Annotated in this window: 13 protein-coding genes and 1 pseudogene; 7 read left to right on the top strand and 7 right to left on the bottom strand. The window is 35.3% G+C overall.

Annotated elements, in window-relative coordinates; genetic code table 11:
• Positions 1–18: 18 nt before the first annotated feature.
• The 3 genes and pseudogenes from DMC01_RS15110 to glaH all read right to left on the bottom strand — a co-directional run.
• A pseudogene (locus DMC01_RS15110) lies at positions 19–252 on the bottom strand (hypothetical protein); the annotation flags it as partial.
• An 883-nt stretch (positions 253–1,135) separates the two neighbouring features.
• The gene (gene lhgO / locus DMC01_RS07400; protein ID WP_246059103.1) at positions 1,136–2,335 is read right to left on the bottom strand and encodes an L-2-hydroxyglutarate oxidase; all 1,200 of its coding nucleotides are present in this window, start codon (positions 2,333–2,335) and stop codon (positions 1,136–1,138) included.
• A 46-nt stretch (positions 2,336–2,381) separates the two neighbouring features.
• Positions 2,382–3,350 carry a glutarate dioxygenase GlaH gene (glaH, locus tag DMC01_RS07395; protein WP_142693614.1) on the bottom strand — a complete coding sequence of 323 codons (969 nt, stop codon included), beginning with the start codon at positions 3,348–3,350 and terminating at the stop codon, positions 2,382–2,384.
• Positions 3,351–3,522: 172 nt separating this feature from the next.
• Between glaH and DMC01_RS07390 the strand changes: the two genes are divergently transcribed.
• The 7 genes from DMC01_RS07390 (at position 3,523) to DMC01_RS13470 (ending at position 12,684) form a co-directional block, all read left to right on the top strand.
• Entirely contained in the window at positions 3,523–4,284 is a 762-nt protein-coding gene (locus DMC01_RS07390) for a substrate-binding periplasmic protein (protein ID WP_142693613.1), read from the top strand.
• Complete coding sequence (locus DMC01_RS07385; protein ID WP_142693612.1) at positions 4,281–5,066, top strand: transporter substrate-binding domain-containing protein; 786 nt, start codon at positions 4,281–4,283, stop codon at positions 5,064–5,066. Before DMC01_RS07390 ends, DMC01_RS07385 begins: the two co-directional genes overlap by 4 nt.
• Positions 5,067–6,123: 1,057 nt before the next feature.
• The gene (locus tag DMC01_RS07380) at positions 6,124–6,816 is read left to right on the top strand and encodes an amino acid ABC transporter permease (protein ID WP_246059102.1); all 693 of its coding nucleotides are present in this window, start codon (positions 6,124–6,126) and stop codon (positions 6,814–6,816) included.
• Positions 6,809–7,540 (top strand): amino acid ABC transporter ATP-binding protein, encoded by a 732-nt coding sequence (locus tag DMC01_RS07375; RefSeq protein WP_142693611.1) that lies wholly within the window; start codon positions 6,809–6,811, stop codon positions 7,538–7,540. Before DMC01_RS07380 ends, DMC01_RS07375 begins: the two co-directional genes overlap by 8 nt.
• Positions 7,541–8,189: 649 nt before the next feature.
• The gene (locus tag DMC01_RS07370) at positions 8,190–10,463 is read left to right on the top strand and encodes a tetratricopeptide repeat protein (RefSeq protein WP_142693610.1); all 2,274 of its coding nucleotides are present in this window, start codon (positions 8,190–8,192) and stop codon (positions 10,461–10,463) included.
• Between the two features lie 76 nt (positions 10,464–10,539).
• Positions 10,540–12,336 (top strand): PhoX family protein, encoded by a 1,797-nt coding sequence (locus tag DMC01_RS07365; RefSeq protein WP_142693609.1) that lies wholly within the window; start codon positions 10,540–10,542, stop codon positions 12,334–12,336.
• A gap of 177 nt (positions 12,337–12,513) precedes the next feature.
• Entirely contained in the window at positions 12,514–12,684 is a 171-nt protein-coding gene (locus DMC01_RS13470; protein WP_185908812.1) for a hypothetical protein, read from the top strand.
• Positions 12,685–13,229: 545 nt separating this feature from the next.
• Here the strand turns inward: DMC01_RS13470 and DMC01_RS07360 are convergent.
• The 4 genes from DMC01_RS07360 to hisD form a co-directional block, all read right to left on the bottom strand.
• Entirely contained in the window at positions 13,230–13,856 is a 627-nt protein-coding gene (locus DMC01_RS07360; RefSeq protein ID WP_142693608.1) for a hypothetical protein, read from the bottom strand.
• 339 nt (positions 13,857–14,195) lie between these two features.
• Entirely contained in the window at positions 14,196–14,981 is a 786-nt protein-coding gene (locus tag DMC01_RS07355) for a pseudouridine synthase (RefSeq protein ID WP_142693607.1), read from the bottom strand.
• Between the two features lie 468 nt (positions 14,982–15,449).
• The gene (gene fabG / locus DMC01_RS07350; RefSeq protein ID WP_142693606.1) at positions 15,450–16,193 is read right to left on the bottom strand and encodes a 3-oxoacyl-ACP reductase FabG; all 744 of its coding nucleotides are present in this window, start codon (positions 16,191–16,193) and stop codon (positions 15,450–15,452) included.
• Positions 16,194–16,375: 182 nt separating this feature from the next.
• Positions 16,376–17,659, bottom strand: a complete 1,284-nt coding sequence (gene hisD / locus DMC01_RS07345) for a histidinol dehydrogenase (RefSeq protein ID WP_142693605.1) — start codon at positions 17,657–17,659, stop codon at positions 16,376–16,378.
• Positions 17,660–17,744: the final 85 nt, after the last annotated feature.

The following is a 17,744-nucleotide window of genomic DNA, read 5'->3' as shown; positions in this document are numbered from 1 at the left end:
TCAATTTCTATTTCACCTTTTTGAAATATTTTCACATTCTATTGCAATTAATACTCTAATATTTTTGATGATTTTATTGATACTTTGGCAAGAATTGTTACTTAATTTTGCAATTTTTACTGCTTCAATATCAAGGCTTCTTGCAAAGTTGCAAGCCGCAAGGCGAAGCAAAAAATACTTTACAATTTCTTTAAATTTAGCATCTGAAATTTTGAAACGAATTATATACTTGTTTTTCATCGCTGTAATCATAACTTGAAGCTCCTTTCTTAGAGCTTAAGTTGTCTTGAGCCTAAAAAAATAAATCTTTTCTTGCCAGCCCCACTTATTGCCAAGCCCACGCTTACCACGCACAAGCCTTGTGCCTTTTGGCTACAAGGTTGCAAGTGCAAGAAACAAACAATAACTCTCACCTTCTTTGATTTAACCTTTTAAAGACCTTCTCGCATTCTTTAAGGGTTAAAATGCGAATTTCTCGCACTATTCTATTAACGCAAACACGAGTTATTTTGCAAATTTTAGCGATTTTTTTCAACTATAAATCAAGGGCTTCTTGCAAAGTTGTGAGTATATAGCACGAAGTAAAAAATGCCTCAAAATTGCCCTAAATTATATTTGGTTAAATTCACAAGCATATGCTTATTTTCATCGCTAAAATCATCACTTGAAACTACTTTCTTAGAATTTAAGTTGTCTTGTACTTAAATTATTAAGCTCTAAGTTTAAATTCAACACAGTCTTTGTGTGTCTTTCAAAAATTAAGCTAAACTTTTACAACAATTTAAGCTTAGGATAAACCTTGAATTTAAAAATTTGCAAGTAAGATCAAACATAATTTTGTGTGAATTTTAAAGGCTAAGACTTACAGTTAAATTTTAAAAGGTGATTTTTAAAGATCTAACAAATGCTTTGAATTTAAATGAGATTTTTTAAATTTGTAAATTAGCTTTTTTAAAAGTGTTGATTTTAGACGAGTAATTTGCTCAGCATTCTAAACATTGCGAAGAAGCCACAATCTTTATGACAAAATGCCTTGTGCCTATAAATTCTTATTTCGCAAACTCATCAATACAAATCAACACTTTTTTAAAAAAGCCTAAATTTAAGACGGGCTTAAAGCTCATAAGGCAAAGCTCTAAGCCTTTACCATCTTTTCAACCTCTTCTAAGATATGCCTTCCTATTGGCAAGGCTGAGGTGGCAGCTGGGCTTGGGGCATTGCAAACATTTACTGAATTCATAGTATTTACAAACAAGAAATCCTCTATAAGCTCACCTTGATTACTCACAGCCTGGGCTCTAACCCCTGCTGGATATGGCTTTAAATCCTCTTTTTTAAGCAAGGGGCAGTATTTTTGCACTAGCTTTAAGTATCCATCCTTGCATAGGGAGTTTTTTAGCTCTATTAGTCCTGTTTTAAAATGCCTTTGAAGCACCTTGCGAACCCCTTTGTGAAGTAGCATCTCTTTCATATCTTTAAGGCAAAAATCGCTTTTTTTATAGCCCTCTCTTTTATAGGCTAAAACTGCATTTGGACCAACAGTAACAGATCCGTCAATCATCCTTGTAAGATGAACTCCTAAAAATGGCACTGTGGGATCTGGGATGGGGTAAATTAGGTGATTTACTATATTATTGTGCTGTGAGGCTAGTTGATAATACTCACCCCTAAATGGACAAATGATAAAATTTGGCTCTATATCAAGCATACGAACAAGCCTATCTGACATTAGCCCTGAGCAAGTGATTAAATAACGAGCCTCAAATTTGCCCTTTGAGCTTTTTACCACCATACCGCCTGAATGCTCGGTCAAAGCCTTTACCTCTGTGTCATAAAAGATCTTGCCCCCATCCTCTTCAAAATGCCTTGCCATAGCTTTTGTTATCTCAGTATAGCTAACAATGGCAGTAGAGGGAAAGAAGATGCCTCCAAGCCCTATGATCTTAGGCTCTTTTTCCTTTAACTGCAAGCTATCAAGCCAGGTTCTTTCAAGCCCATTTTCCTTTGTCCTCTCCCATAGATCTTGCATTCTTTGCATCTCCAAAGGAGTGGTTGCTACTAGGAGTTTGCCGCAGTTTTCATATTTGATGCTGTTTTCATCGCAAAATTCCTTCGTAGCCTTGTTACCCTCAAAGCAAAACCTAGCCTTTAAGCTACCAGGAGTATAATAAACTCCTGCGTGAATTACTCCGCTATTGTGTCCTGTTTGATGTCTTGCTAACTCGCTTTCTTTTTCGAGTAGGGCTATTTTGCTTTGGGGGTATTTTTTGATAAGCTGCATTGCTACTGAGGTGCCAAGAATTCCACCTCCGATTATTATAAAATCATAGATCAAGTTAGGTCCTTAAGTAGAACTTCTAGCCAAAGGGCTAGAAGCTTTTTTATTTGGATTTGCCTAGATGATGATAAGGCGCGAAGGGGTTGCTAGAAAATGAGAAGTATCCTCTTTGTCTCATAAGCTCTCTACGCAACTTCTCGTGAGGTTGGAATTTGTCTCTGCCGTGTAGCCAGAAGAGATTGTTGATTAACAAAAACTGTCCTACATTCACAGGGAAAGAAAGCTTGTTTTTGCTATTTTCTAAGGAATCACCTAGATCTGCTAGCCAAGTTCCCTCTTCAAAGTCCTTTGGTTGAACGAACTGATCTATGTAAGATATTACAGGACGTCCCTCATTGTCTGTTTCAAAGATAGGATGATAGGCATCTTCTTTGACATTCTTGCTTGGTGGGGCCTGCCATTTCATAACCCTTTTTGCAAGATGGTGATTAAAGAATTTATTCAAATCCTCCCAATCATCAAGATGTAGAAGTTGAGAATCCCCACCCTTCATATTTTGCTCATCTATCTTATACATAAGCACATAGTCTGTTACTTGATTGACATAAGTGCCATCTGTGTGAAGTTCTAGTGGCTTTTGTGGTTGGCGAAGATAGCTGTCTGAATTATCAGTATTAACAACAGCCCATCTAGCATAAAATTTGCCTGTCATATCATCGAAATTTGATCTGCCTATTAGATGAACAAAGGCTGTGGCAATTTTCACCATATCATCGCCTTGAGATACATCATTTATGCCCTCAGGTGTAATCAGCAAGGCACCTTGATTACGGTCTGTTAGGGTTTTTTGCAAAACAGCTTGTAATTTATTATCACAAAGCTTGTTTAGAATTTCAGCTGCACGAAAACGCAAAAATGACTTATATTCTAGTGCTTGCACTGGATAAGCTTGCATTTGCTTTAAAAAATTATCAATTACTTCTTTTGTAAATACAACCTCTAGTAATTTAGGTGAATACTCAGAAGCAACTACCTTAAAATCCTTGCTTTCCAAAGATACTGTCTTAGACATATCGTCCTCCTTATTGTTGATTTGTATGATTATCTTACTCCTTGTATATTTAATTATAATTAAATGTCAAATAAATAACTAAATAATTTTTATCACTGTTACTATAAGAAACAAGTAAATTTTTCTTTCATTAAGCAAAGCAAGGTATAATCATTCATTGAAAGGATACTAAATGAAAAAATTTTTTTATATCTTGCTTGCTTGTTTTTGTCTTTTAAGGGCTGAGCTAATTAATGTAGGCACAGGAAATTCCTACAAGCCCTTTGCTTATGTAAATGAAAAAGGCGAGGCTGCTGGCTTTGACATAGAGCTTTTAAGGCTTCTTGCAAGCTATGATAAAAGCTTAGAGTTTAACTTTCACCCACTGCCTTTTACTGCCTTGTTTGTGGGGCTTGATGGGGGCAAATTTACTATGTTAGCCCATCAAATAGCCAAAACAAAAGAAAGAGAAGCAAAATATATTTTTAGCGATACTCCTTATTTTAATGTTCTCTTGAATTTCATAGTGGCTGAGAATTCACAAATTACTAGCTTTGATGATATGAAAGATAAAAAAATAGGTGCTGTGATAGGGTCTAATCAAGCCCTACGCATTGAGGACTTTGTGAGTAAAAATCCAAACTTAAATATAAAAATAGTTTATTTTAAAAACTACGGCACCCAGCTTCTAGCCCTTGCAAACAAGCAAATTGACGCCTTGCTTGATAACCCCATAGTTGCTCTTGATTACGCAAACTCTCAAGGAGTTAAGATTAAAATTACAAATTTAACTTTGCAAAAAACCTCTATCTATTTTGTCTTTGCTAAAAACAATGTGTCTTTAAAAGATAAAATTTCAAAGGCACTTGAAAGGGCTAGAAAGGACGGAAGGCTTAAAGAGCTTTCTTTGAAGTATTTTGATGTGGATTACACTAATTTAGAGGAGGATTTATGAAAAGGTTGTTATTTGCGCTTTGCTTTTTGATTTTGTGCCTTAATTCAAGCGAGATTAAAATAGGCAGTGAAAATGCCTACAAGCCCTTTGCTTATTTGAATGACAAAGGCAAGGCTACTGGCTTTGATAATGATCTTGCAAGGCTTGTCATAGGCTACATACCAAATGCTAGTGCCAACTTTGTATCTGTAAGCTGGAATGCCATATTTCAAGGGCTAGAAAGTGCTAGATTTGATCTCATAGCAAATCAGATCACAAAAAATGAGCAAAGATTACAAAAATACATCTTTTCAAAATATCCATATTTTTACGGACTAAGCACCTTGATAGTAGGAGAAAACTCAAAGGCAAGTTCCTTTGAAGGACTTAAAAAGATAGGAGTAACAGTTGGATCAAATCACGCAAACAATCTTGAAGGCTATCTAAAAAAGCACCCTAATTTAAAAATAGAAATTGTATATTATAAAAGCTCTCCTTCCTTGGTAGCTGATCTTGCAAATGGCAGAATAGAGGCTATGATAAATGATCCTGTTGCTGCACTTGATTATGGCAAGGCACAAGGGCTAAATCTTAAAATTACAAGTGTAAATTTGCAAGAAACCCCTGTATTTTTTGTGTTTAGAAAGGATTCACAAAAATTAGCCCATGAATTTGATAAGGCACTTTACAAGGCTATAAAAGATGGCAAGGTGATAGAGCTTGTAAGAAGCTATTTTGGGGATGCTTATGCTAAGATTGTGCAAAAAGAATTTGACAAGATTAAGGGCGAAAATGAGCTTTGAATTTTTTAAGAATTTGACAATATCAAATGAGCTTTTTTTAAGAATTTGACAAGCTTAATCTTAAAGCTAGATTAAATTCACAGCAAAAAACTTTAAGCTTTATGGATGGCTTTGAGTGTAAATGCTTTTAAAATGGCTCTTTTTTTAAATATTCATATCAGCCATAAATTCAAACGCCGACCATAACAACTCGTGCTATATTGGTGTTGATTTGTAATTATAAGCGAAGAATTTATAAATTCAAGGCATTTTCTATAAATTCGTAAATTCTTGGCACACTCTCAGTATGAGAAGAATTTTGTCATTTTAAGCATTGCGAAAAATCTCTTTTTGATTTTATCATACTTAACTCGTGCTACACAGTCTCTAAATATGACAAAGAGTGCTGTTTTGAGCATCTTATTAAGATACTTCACTCGCAATGACAAATATGACATTTTGTATAAAATCAATCTTGTTTTGAAGCCTTTAAATTTAAGCTTTTTAGTAAAAAGGCTTGATCTTTTTAAACTGTTTTATCAAAATAATACTTGTAAAAAAGCCTTTAAAATTAAAGACTTTTAGCCTTGAATTTAAAGCAAAAAGAGAGTTAAATATTTTAAATTCAAGGCCAAACATAAGCCTTGCTTAAAAACTGTTATTTTTTGTCGTGTTAAGCAAGGAAATTCAAAATAAATTTTATCTATCTTTGGGGTGTGCTAGGTATCTAAAAACAAAGATTTTTGTATAAAACTTATTTTGTAAAACAAAGTTTTTCTGTAAGGCTTAGTTTTATCAGCAAAAGGAAGTTTCTTTCGTTAAAGCATAGCTTTTTTAATAAAAGCAAATTTCTTATATAAGGCTTAGCTTATACGGTAAAACAAAGTTTCTTTGACACAACAAGGCTTTTTAAAAATAGTTCCTTGTTTTTTGCTATATTTGCAAGAATTATTTTTTTCAAAATGATTAAAATTCACCTATGTTAAAATCAGCATTTGTAAAAAAAGCTTTTTAAAAATAGTAAAATGTTCTTTATGAGAGATCTTTATGAAAATTCAAGTTATGAAAGAGGTTTTTAGTGTTTGATTTTACGTATTTTTTAGACACAGCCACGAGGCTAGCCCCAGCCCTTCCAATGACCTTATTCATAGCCATCTTTGCCTTTTTTGCAGGGCTTGTGCTAGGTCTCATTTTAGCCTTTATCAAGCTTTATAAGCTACCCCTACTTTATCCTGTGGCTTTGATTTATATCTCCTTTTTTAGAGGCACGCCTCTTTTGGTGCAGCTTTTTATGTTTTATTATGGGCTTCCTATCTTTTTTAGATCCCTTGGCTTTGAGCTTGATTTTTCTTTGATTGACGCTCTTTATTATGCCTTGCTTATTTTTTCCTTAAATTCAAGCGCTTATTTAGCCGAGATAATGCGCTCAGCCCTTCTGGCTGTGGATAAGGGGCAAAAAGAAGCTGCCTTGTCTGTGGGTATGACACACGCTCAGGCTCTAAGACGCATAATCTTGCCACAAGCCTTTATGATAACCTTGCCAAATTTGTTGAATTTTTTCATAATGCTTGTGAAAAACACCTCTCTTGCTTCTATCATCACAGTGCCTGAGTTAATGGGACTTGCTGATATAGAATCAGGAAGAAGCTCTAAATTTTTGGAGGTGTATTTGATGGCTGCGCTTATGTATTGGGCTTTGTGTGTGATTTTAGAAACTGTGTTTTTCAAACTTGAATCAAGGCTTAAAAAATTTAGGAAAGCCTATGCTTAAACTTTCAAATTTAAACAAAAGTTTTGATAAAAAGCTCATCTTAAAAGATATATCTTTCAATGCCAATGATAATGAAATAATAGCCATCATAGGACCAAGTGGGGCTGGAAAAAGCACACTTTTAAGGAGTATCAATTTGCTTGAAATTCCACAAAGTGGGCAAATTATCATTGATGAGCTTAAGCTTGATTATGCGAAGTTTAGCCACAAAGAAGCCTTAAAACTCAGGCAAAAATCAGCTATGGTTTTTCAGCATTATAATCTTTTCATCAACAAAAATGCCCTTGAAAACATAGCCGAAGCCTTAATCGTTGTCAAAAAGATGTCTAAAAATGAGGCTTTTGAGCTAGCTTTTGAACATTTAAGCAGGGTAGGACTTAAGGATAAAGCTAGTAGCTATGCCTTTGAGCTAAGCGGGGGTCAGGCTCAAAGGGTGGGTATAGCAAGGGCTTTGGCTTTAAATCCTAGCATAATGCTCTTTGATGAGCCTACCTCAGCCCTTGATCCTGAGCTTGTGGGCGAGGTTTTAGAGGTGATTAAAAACATACAAGGAAAAACTATGCTTCTTGTTACACACGAGCTTAACTTCGCAAGGGCTGTGGCAAATAGGATTATCTTTATGGATCAGGGGCAGATCATAGAGGAAAATGAGGCAAGTGAGTTTTTTAATAATCCCAAACACAACAGAGTTAAGCTTTTTTTGGAAAAATTAAGCGGGTTTTGATTTATTTTTAAGCTTAAAGCTTGATCATTTTAAGCTAGATTTAAGTGCATTGAATTTAATAAAATTAAGGCTCTTTTTCAAAAAAGTGTTGATTTGTCATTGGCGAGCCTACGAAGTAGGCGAAGAATCCATAAATTTAAGGCATTTCTCCATAAATTCGTGGATTCTTCGCTACGCTCAGAATGACAAATATGGCATTTTGTCTAAAATCAATACTTTTTTGAAAAAGAGCCAAAATTAAATCTTGCAAGATTAAGAGCTTAAATTCACAAGGATGGCATTCATTAACAAAAGATTATTTTGATGGCACGAACTGATTGCCACAAAAGATCCTTCAAAATCTTTTAACTTCTCAAAAGAAGCTTAAAATGCAAGGTTCAAATTCACACCCTTTCTAAATTTAAGCTAAAAGCTCTTTGTTTAGATACTTCTTAGCACAACAAATGACATTATTTTTACAAAAAAGCTTAACGGTTTTATCCTTTTAAGAATTAAAAATTTGCTTAATTTTTGTGAATTTTTCTTAAAATTCACGGATCTTTTGTAAAATTCAAAAATTTAATAAAAATTCACAGCATTTACAAGCTTAGAGCTTTAAAAAATTTGTGTGATAAATCAACACTTTTAAAAAAAGCCAAAGGGGCAAAAGATGGCAGAAGAGGTCGTTTTAGAAAAGGACACAGAAGAAGAACAAAATCCAAAAGAGCAGATCATTTGGTATAAGGACTCAAGGTTTATATTGATCCTAGCCGTCTTGCTTGGGCTTGTTTTTATCTTGCTTGTAATCTTGATCTTTCTTGGCTCCTCAAAATCAGAGCCAAAAAATGTGATTATTCCAAGCGAAATTCAAGTAGCTGAGGTCTATGTGGATAAGGAATCTTTAAGATTTGATATGGAAAAGATAGACGGGATGATACAAAAGGCAAATGGGCTTTATCTAAGAGGAGAAAGAGAGGAGGCCTTGAAAATTTACGAGCAGATCTCTTTGTATAGTGAGGCCTTGTCAAATTATAATCTTGGAGTAGCTGAGATGAATCAGCAAAATTACGCCAAGGCACTTGAAAGCTTCAAAAAAGCCTTAAATAGCAATGAAAATCAAACAGTTGCAGCCATAAACGCTGCTGTTTGTGCCTTGCATCTTAATGATCTTGCTAAGTTTAATTATTACTTAGACCTTGCCTATGTGCATTTGCCAAATGAGGGAGGCTCAAAGCTGTTTAATTATTATCTTAGTTTAATTAACTACTACAAGGGCTTTTATCCTGAGGCCTTGCAGATGTTTCAACAAACAAATAATGAAATTTACTCAGACAGTGCCAAGTATTTAGGAGCAAAAATTTATGCAAAAATGGGGCTTAACACAAGAGCCTTAGAGAATTTACAAACACAAGAATCCTACGAAGCAAGTCTTCCTATGGGGCTTTTGTATGCTAGGATTGGAGATTATGACAAGGCTACAACTATGCTTGAAAGATCAATGAAGATTGATAAGGAAAAAAATCAAAGCATAGCAGCCCTGAATTTAATAGATCTAAAAACAGGTAAATTCAGTGATATGACGCATAGGGTTAGTGCTTATTTTTCAGGGGATGAAAAAAGCACCCTTGATACTTATAAAATTAAGGTAAGATTAAAAAGAGAGCTTTCTGATATTAACATAGCCCAAGCAAGATTTAACAAGGATTTTATGCCAACTAAGAAGGTGCAAGCTGATCTGCTTTTTTACTATGCACCCTATCAGGTCTTTGATGTAAAACAGGCTGCAAACTACATAAACAAGGCAAGTGTGGATAATTACATACAAGAACAAGGAAGCAATGACAGCCTTTTAAACGCTAGTTCCACCCTTTCTTCTGTGAATGTAAAGCTAGCAAGGATCATAGCACACGCCATAAATGACAAACTTGAACTAGCAAACAATGAATTCAAAGCCCTAGTTGATAGCTTTAAAGAACACAGCGTTTTGCATTTTAATCTTGCTCTAAGCTATGCCCAGCTTCAACAATATGAGCTTGCAAATAGGCATTTTTCAAGCTCATATCACCTAGATCCCAAGAATTACGCAGCTGGTGCCTTTGCGGTTTTAAGTGCTTCTTTGATAGATAAGGATAATGTCAAATTAATCCAAGAAATAAATGAAAACATAGAAGCCGATGCAAATTTTAACAAGCCCATCTTTCCTACCATCATCTCCTTTGCTAATGATGAACACACGGCTATGATACCCTTTTTGGATAATGACACCAAAGAAAGCCCACTTCATTTAATGCTTAAAATCATCATAGCAAAAAACAACGGCTTACATAATCAAAACGATGCCTTAATAGCTGAGTTAAAAACAGTTGCAAAGGATAATCTTTTAGCTGATATTTTGTTTTTCAACTCAAAGAATTCAAACCTAAACATAAAGGAGTATTCACAAAATGCCCAACTTTATTTTCAAAACTCAAAGATCGATTATGAAAACCTAGCAAGTAGTGCCTATATAGTTCGTCAAAGTTATATGAATTTAATGCGTATAACAGGGCTTTTAAATCAAGAAAGAGATAGAATCAAACAGTCTCTTGCCTTAAGCAATGAAAACGAGCTTGGATTAAGCTCTATACTAGCTCATATGGATATTTATGCTGGACTTTATGAGGAAGCTTATGGGCTTTATGATGTTTTGATTAATGATTATAAGGCAAAGGATTCAAATACCTACTTTTTAGCCGCTGTTTCTGCCATAGGCTCAAACAATCCAAACGCAGCCATAGCCCTCTTAGAGCTTGCCAAGCTTGAAGATAACACAAATCAAGAAGCCACCCTAGCCCTAGCAATGCTTTATCACGAGGTGGAAAACTACGAGCCAGCACTTTATCAATATGGTCAAATGATAGATGAATTTAAGAGTGAATTTTTTACCTTCGATATAAGGCATTAGGCTTGTTTCTTTAATGTTTCTAAGTTTTTGCATACTTTCTTTGTCGTTTTGACAATTTAAACACAAAGGAAAAGATATGCAAAGACGTCAGTTTTTAAAAGCCTCCCTAGTAGCTACAAGCTATGCAAGCTTTTTTGCCCCCTCAGCTCTTTTAGCACAAAATCAAAATCTAATAAGCTTTAAGCAAATTCCTCTTAATCTTAAAGATGAGGTCATAGTCCCACCAGGATATGAGGCAAAGCCTTTGATCTCTTGGGGAGATAAGCTTTTTAGCAAGGCACTTGCCTTTGATGAAAAGAAGAGGATAAATGAAAAATACATAGAAAATGCAAATTTGGTTTTTGGAGACAATACAGACGGAATGTCTTTATTTAATCTTGATAACGGCAATGCACTCTTGGTTGTAAATAATGAATACATTAACCCTGAGATAATGTTTAATCACAGAGGAGAAAAAACAACCCTAAATGATGTTTTGTATATGCAAAACTCAGTTGGGGTCAGCATCTTTGAAATAAGTCAAAAAGAAGATGGCTTTTTTAAGGTAGTTTTAGACTCACCTTATAATAGAAGAATCACAGCCAAAACCCCTATTAAAATTCAAGGTCCAGCAAAATCTCACAGTTTAATGAAGACAAAATCTGATCCAAAAGGAGAGCTTGTCCTTGGGACCATTAATAACTGTGCAAACGGTCAAACTCCGTGGGGGACCTACTTAACCTGTGAGGAGAATTTCAATGACTTTTTTGGCACAAGCAAGAAGGATCAAGGCTTTTCACCTTCCTTTAAAAGATATGGGCTTAAAGAAAAAAGCCTTTACAAATGGGAGCTTGATGAAAGATTTGATCTAGCACAAAATTTAAACGAGCCAAACCGCTTTGGCTGGGTTGTTGAGATTGATCCCTTTGATCCTAAGTCAACTCCTGTGAAAAGAACGGCACTTGGTAGATTTAAGCACGAAAATGCCGAGGTGGTGGTAAATAAAGACGGACGAGTTGTTGTGTATATGGGAGATGATGAGCAAAATGAGTTCTTGTATAAATTTGTAAGCAAGAATAAATTTAATCCCAAAAACAAGGCAGCAAATAAGGATCTCCTAGATAGTGGCACCTTGTATGTAGCAAGGATAGATGGGGATTTGCTTGAGGGCGTGGGTGAGTGGATCGAGCTTAGCTATGGCAAAAACGGACTTAACAAGGCAAATGGCTTTAACAGCCAGGCTGAAATCCTCATAAATGTCCGCCTTGCAGCTAGCTTTGTAGGAGCAACACCTATGGATAGGCCTGAGTGGATAGCAGCTGATTTAAAGGGTGAATTTGTCTATGCTACCCTTACAAACAACACAAAAAGAGAGCAAATCGCCCCTGCTAATCCTAGGAAAAATAATATCTACGGACAAATTCTTAGTTTTAGCCCTCTTAATAAGGATCATACACAAAAGGATTTTAAATGGAGCATCTTTGCATTGATGGGAAATCCAAGGGTGTATCCTTCAAATGATCCAAGAAGTGGAAGCTCAAACATAAACGAGGATAATATGTTTAACTCACCTGATGGGCTTAAATTTGATAGCTTTGGCAGACTTTGGATACAAAGCGATGGGAAGTATTCAAATAGGGGTGATTATGAAAAAATGGGGAATAATCAAATGCTTTGTGCAAATGCTAAAACAGGAGAAATTAGAAGATTTTTAAGCGGACCCATAGCCTGTGAGGTAACAGGGCTTGCCTTTTCAAAGGATAGCAAGATAATGTTTGTAGGAATTCAACACCCAGGAGAAGATGGGGCAAAATCTCATTTTCCATATGGCAAAACCCCAAGAAGCACCATAATGCAGATCAAAAAGCTTGATGGGGGCATAATAGGCACTTAGTAACTTGCTAAATTTTAAATTCAATACTTTTGCAAAGAACTTTTTATAAAAGTGTTTAGCTTATGACAAGCTTATCCTTTGTAAAAAGTGGCTACAAACCGTAGCTACAATAAAAAGATCTTTGTCTAAAAAGCTAGGTTTGAATGAATAAGTGAGGCTTTGTAAGAGAAAGATCGTTTGCAAGAAAAGCTAGGCTTTGTAGGAAAAACTTTGTTTGCAAGAAAAGCTATGTTTTGTGCGAGACACTTCGTTTTCTTTAAACAGCTTCATTTGTGGGAGAAACTTCGTTTTATAAAGCAACTTCATTTGCAAAAGCCACTTCGTTCTACCAAAGAAGCTTCGTTTTGATATAACTTGGTATAAAAGAAGATAGATAAAATTCAATGACTCAATTAAACTTAAAATAAGTGGATATGTGGCTGATCGCAAAATGTATGTGTTTTTACTTCGTACTCTTGTAACTAAGTAGTAAAAATTTGTGAAAGCTCGTTTAGTCAAATTTCTTTGCAAATAGTAAAATCACATACATACAATTAAGAATTCTAGGGCTTTGCTAAGTTTATACTTGCTAAATTTCGTTGTATAAAAAAGAAAATTTTATCCTTCATTTAAAAGAAATAGAATTAAGACGAAAATTCAAGGTAAAGATTTGTATAAAATTTTACTCAAAATGATAAGAGAAAATCCGCTTAAGTTAAATTGAGCCAAAAATTAATAAGCCAAAATCCTATTTAAGTTTAATTGAGCCATCCAAATTTATCAAAATTGATAAGCCCAAATTTTATTAAAGCATATCGAGCCAAAAAACCTTGAATTTTTAAGATTTTAAAAAAAAGAATTTCAGAAGATAAAGCAGGGCTAAATTCAGATCAAAGATCTGAATTTAGCATAGATTAAGCATTGATGTTTACGGCATTTGCACCAAGTTCTTTGATCCTATTGCTAACCTTTTCAATGGCTTTATTTATGGTATCTTGACTAAGTTGAGGAAGCTTAGAGCCCCAAATCTTCTCAGCTTGTTCAAAGCCTCTTTTCATACCCTCAAAGCCCTTTTGAAGCTTGATAGCATCATTTCCAGCCCCACTTATGACAAAATCAGCTATTCTATTTGCTGTATTTTCCATACCAAAAAAGCCATCCTCGCTTATTAGCTGATTTAGCTCATCCTTATTCATAGACAGAATATTTTTTCCTGTATAGCCTATAGAGCTTAAATTTAGCTGGGCTAAGATACCACTTGCCTTGCTATTTGCACCAAGTAGATCCAAGATCCCACCTTGAGAGCCAAAGCTTGAAAGGCTCATGTTGAGGGCTTGTTGTTGGTACTGTGCTATGTAAAGATTTGACATACCCTTGCCACCTAGGGCTTTGAGCTGGTCTATGGTATCTTTACTTAGACTTGAAAGCTGGGCACTTTGAGTGTTGGCGCTTTGAGTGCTTTTTTCAGCTTCTTTTTTTTGTTGGCTATAAGCCTTAAACTGTCCTGTTGCCACGCTAGCAACTGTTGAATTTACTTGCATCCTTGCTCCTTTGTGAAGTATTATTCCTAAGCTAAATCGGCATAGATAAATTTATCTTTATAGTATTTTACAAATTTTTTATAAGTTTAAATTTAAGCTTATAAAAGCTACTTTTGAATTTTTTGTTGGCTTTGAAACTTTTATATAGGCTTTAAAAAACATAGTTTGTAAGCTAAAAATGCTTTTTTGTAAATTTGAAAGAAGTTAGAAAATCTGCCTTGCTTTTTGAAATGATTTGCTTATGCTCATAAAAACAAAGAATAGCACTTGAATTTATCTTAGGATATTTTTCAAATTTTTAAACCCCTAGCCTTTATAAAAAGGCTTAAATGTCCTATTCTAACTCCTTGATCTAGTGTATCTTAAAAAATCCCTTAATTTATCATACTCAGTTTGACTAAAATACCTAAATTTCCCCTCTTTTAAATTTCCAAGATCAATCACACCAAAGCCCACCCTTTTCAAATCCATCACCCTTAAATCAAAAAAGCCAAAAAACCTACGAAGCTCTCTATTTTGCCCCTCCTTAATAAGCACTCTAAGCTTGGTGTATCCCCCACTTTCTCCAAAGATCTCATAATTTAAAAAGGGTGCTATCTTCATAGTTTTTAACTTACTCTTAGGATGAGCTCCTTTTAAGCCCTGAATTTCAAGCCCATTTTGCATAGCCTCAAGCACCTTTTCATTGATTTTTCCCTTGATTTTTAGATAGTATTTTCTTTCTAAATCGCTCTTCATTAAGGATGATACTATCTTAGCACTGTCGCTTAAAATTAATAATCCAGTACTTGCATAATCAAGCCTTCCAACGCTTTGCCAGGTTTTAAACTCACACGGCAAACTCTCATAAATAGTTCTTCTACCCCTTTCATCCTTATGACTTACTAGCTCACCCTTTGGCTTATGATAGATTATCAAAGAAAACTTGGTCTTAATAAAGAGCCTTTTGCCCCTTATAAACACCAGATCATCCTTGCTAACTGTATCGCTAAGTTTGGCTATTTTGGGTGAATTTTTTGAATTTTTTTCTTTTGTTTTAAGCTCAACTAGGCCCTGTTTGATTAGCTCATCTGCTTGACGTCTTGAAAAATCGCTATTATGTGAGATGAATTGATTTATACGCATTGGTTTCCTTTTTAACTTGTATCTTTGATCTTTTATTTGAGATCCTAAACCTAAATTTGAGATTTTAAATAAAATTAAGCTCTTTTGTAAATAAAAACCTTGAATTTTAAGAGCTTTAAATAAGCTTGAAAGATAAAAACCAAGAAAAATTCACAAGGCTCGCGTCCTTGTGAATTTAAGAACATTTAGCTCTTTTATAAAAATCAAACCTTGTCTGTTTTAAATATAAGCAAAGCAACTCAAGAAAGCCTTTTTGCCTCGCAAATTCAAAGCGGCTGTGGATAATTAACTTTTTTTAAGGCTTAAAACGAAGTTTCTTTTGACAGCTAGCTTTTTTATCAAACGATCTTTCTTTGCTAAAATGACAAAAACTCACAGCAAAATCAACATTTTTTTGCAAAAGATTAAAAAATTTGCAAAGCTACATATAAAGTCAAATTTTTGCAAAAGATTAAAAAATTTGCAAGCCTACATATAAAGTCCGCCGTTAATCTTTAATGTCTCTCCTGTTATGTAGCTTGCATAATCACTTAGCAAAAAGGCAACAGCAGCTGCCACCTCTTCTGGCTCAGAAAATCTCTTCAAGGGTATATTGGCTAGATAAGCCTCTTTGATCTCAGCACTTAAAGCCTCTGTCATATCACTTTTTATAAAGCCAGGGGTTACACAGTTAAAGCGGATGTTTCTGCTTGCTCCTTCCTTGGCAAAGCTCTTGCTCATAGCTATCATAGCACCCTTTGAGGCTGAGTAATTGCTCTGTCCTGCATTGCCCATTTCTCCAACTATAGAGGCTATATTCACCACAGCTCCAAAACGAGCCTTGCTCATAATCTTTAAGGCCTCCCTGCATCCTAAAAAGGCTGAGTTTAAATTTGCATTGATAACAGCTGAAAAATCCTCCATCTTCATACGCAAGGCAAGCTTGTCGTTGGTTATACCTGCATTATTTACAAGATAAGAAAGTCCCCCATCTGCTTCTATGATAGCCCTTAGACCTGCTTCAAAGGCACCCTCATCGCTAGCGTCAAAATTTATGACAGCCGCACTTCCTCCTTTTTGCTCGATCTCATTTTTTAAGCTATCTGCAAGTTCTGGTTTTGATCTATAATTTATCCACACCTTCAAGCCAAAACCAGCTAAAAATCTAGCTATACTAGCTCCTATGCCCTTGCTTGATCCTGTAATTAGCACATTTTTTCCTGTAAATTTCATATTTATCCTTTTTGTGAATTTAGCTTTTTTAAAGCTTTGTTTGTCATTTTAAGCTTAAAGCCTTGTTTGAATTTAATCTTTGAATTTTTTTAAAATTCAAGCCTTCTTTATACGCTTAAAACCAACAAAGCCTTTTTAACTTAAACGCTCAATCATTATAGTTTAAAAAATAAAACAGTAGCCTACAAGCATTTTAAACGCACGCTAACAGCCCTTTTGTGTGCTTCTAAATGCTCGGCTTTGGCTAAAATTTCAACGCTAGGTGCTAGCTTTTTAAAGCCCTTTTTGCTTAATTCTTGCACTGTCATCTTCTTGCAAAAATCGCTTAAATTCAAGCTTGAATGTGTCTTTGTAAGAGCATAAGTTGGCAAAACATGATTTGTCCCACTTGCATAATCTCCCATCGACTCAGGTGAGTAAGCACCTAAAAAGATGGATCCTGCATTGTTTATGTGAGCTAAAAGCTCACGGGGGCTTTTGGTTTGGATGATTAAGTGTTCTGGTGCGTATTCATTTGAGATCTCAATGCACTGTTTTAGATCCTTTGCTATGATGATGCGTGAATTTGCTATTGATTTTTTAGCAATTTCCTTGCGAGGAAGCCTTTCAAGTTCTATTTGCACAGCCTTACTCACACGAAGGGCTAGATCCTCATTTACGCAAACTAAGATCACCTGAGAATCCACCCCATGCTCTGCTTGCGATAAGAGATCAAGTGCGATAAATTCAGCATTTGCCTTGGCATCAGCTATGATTAAAACCTCGCTTGGTCCTGCTTGCATATCAATGCTAGCACCATTTATATCAGCACTTACCTGCCTTTTTGCCTCTGTAACAAAGGCATTTCCTGGTCCATAAATCTTATCTACCTTGCAAACACTTTGCGTACCATAAGCCAAGGCTGCAATCGCCCCAGCTCCACCCATTTGATACACCTCATCTATCTCGCAAAGCCTTGCTACAAAGAGTATGGCTTCATTTATCTTGGCTGGGCTTGCTAAAACGATCTTTTTACAACCTGCTATCTTTGCAGGAAGTGCTAGCATCAAAGCAGTTGAAAAAAGAGGAGCTAGTCCTCCTGGTATGTAAAGTCCCACAGTTTCAATAGGACGAGAGATAAGCTCGCAATTAACCCCCCTCATGGTTTGTACTTTCAAGGGCTTAAAAAGCTGAGCCTCGTGGAATTTTTTGATGTTTTTATAAGCTACTTTTATGGCTTCTTTTAAATTGCTATCAAGTTCTTTGCTAGCCTTTTTTATCTCTCTTTCATCAACGCGAATGCTTGAAATCTCAGCCTTATCAAAGCTCAAAGCCTGTTTAATCAAGGCTTCATCTCCAAGCTCACGCACCTCTTTTATGATCTTTGCCACCACAGCTTGAATTTCAGTCCTAGCACTGATGGCAGGTCTTTTTAACGCCTCGCACCTTTCGTTTTTGCTTAATTTCTCATAAAATAAAATCTGCATTTTCAAGTCCTTTTTGCCTAAATTTTAGCATAATTTCATTAAAAAAGTTTTGCGTTTTAGCTCTTAAACTTAGCTTGAAAGGCTT

It is taken from the genome of Campylobacter troglodytis, assembly GCF_006864425.1.
Classification (GTDB): domain Bacteria; phylum Campylobacterota; class Campylobacteria; order Campylobacterales; family Campylobacteraceae; genus Campylobacter_D; species Campylobacter_D troglodytis.
Note: the sequence above shows the minus strand (reverse complement) of the source record. Positions and strands in the feature narration are given on the sequence as shown.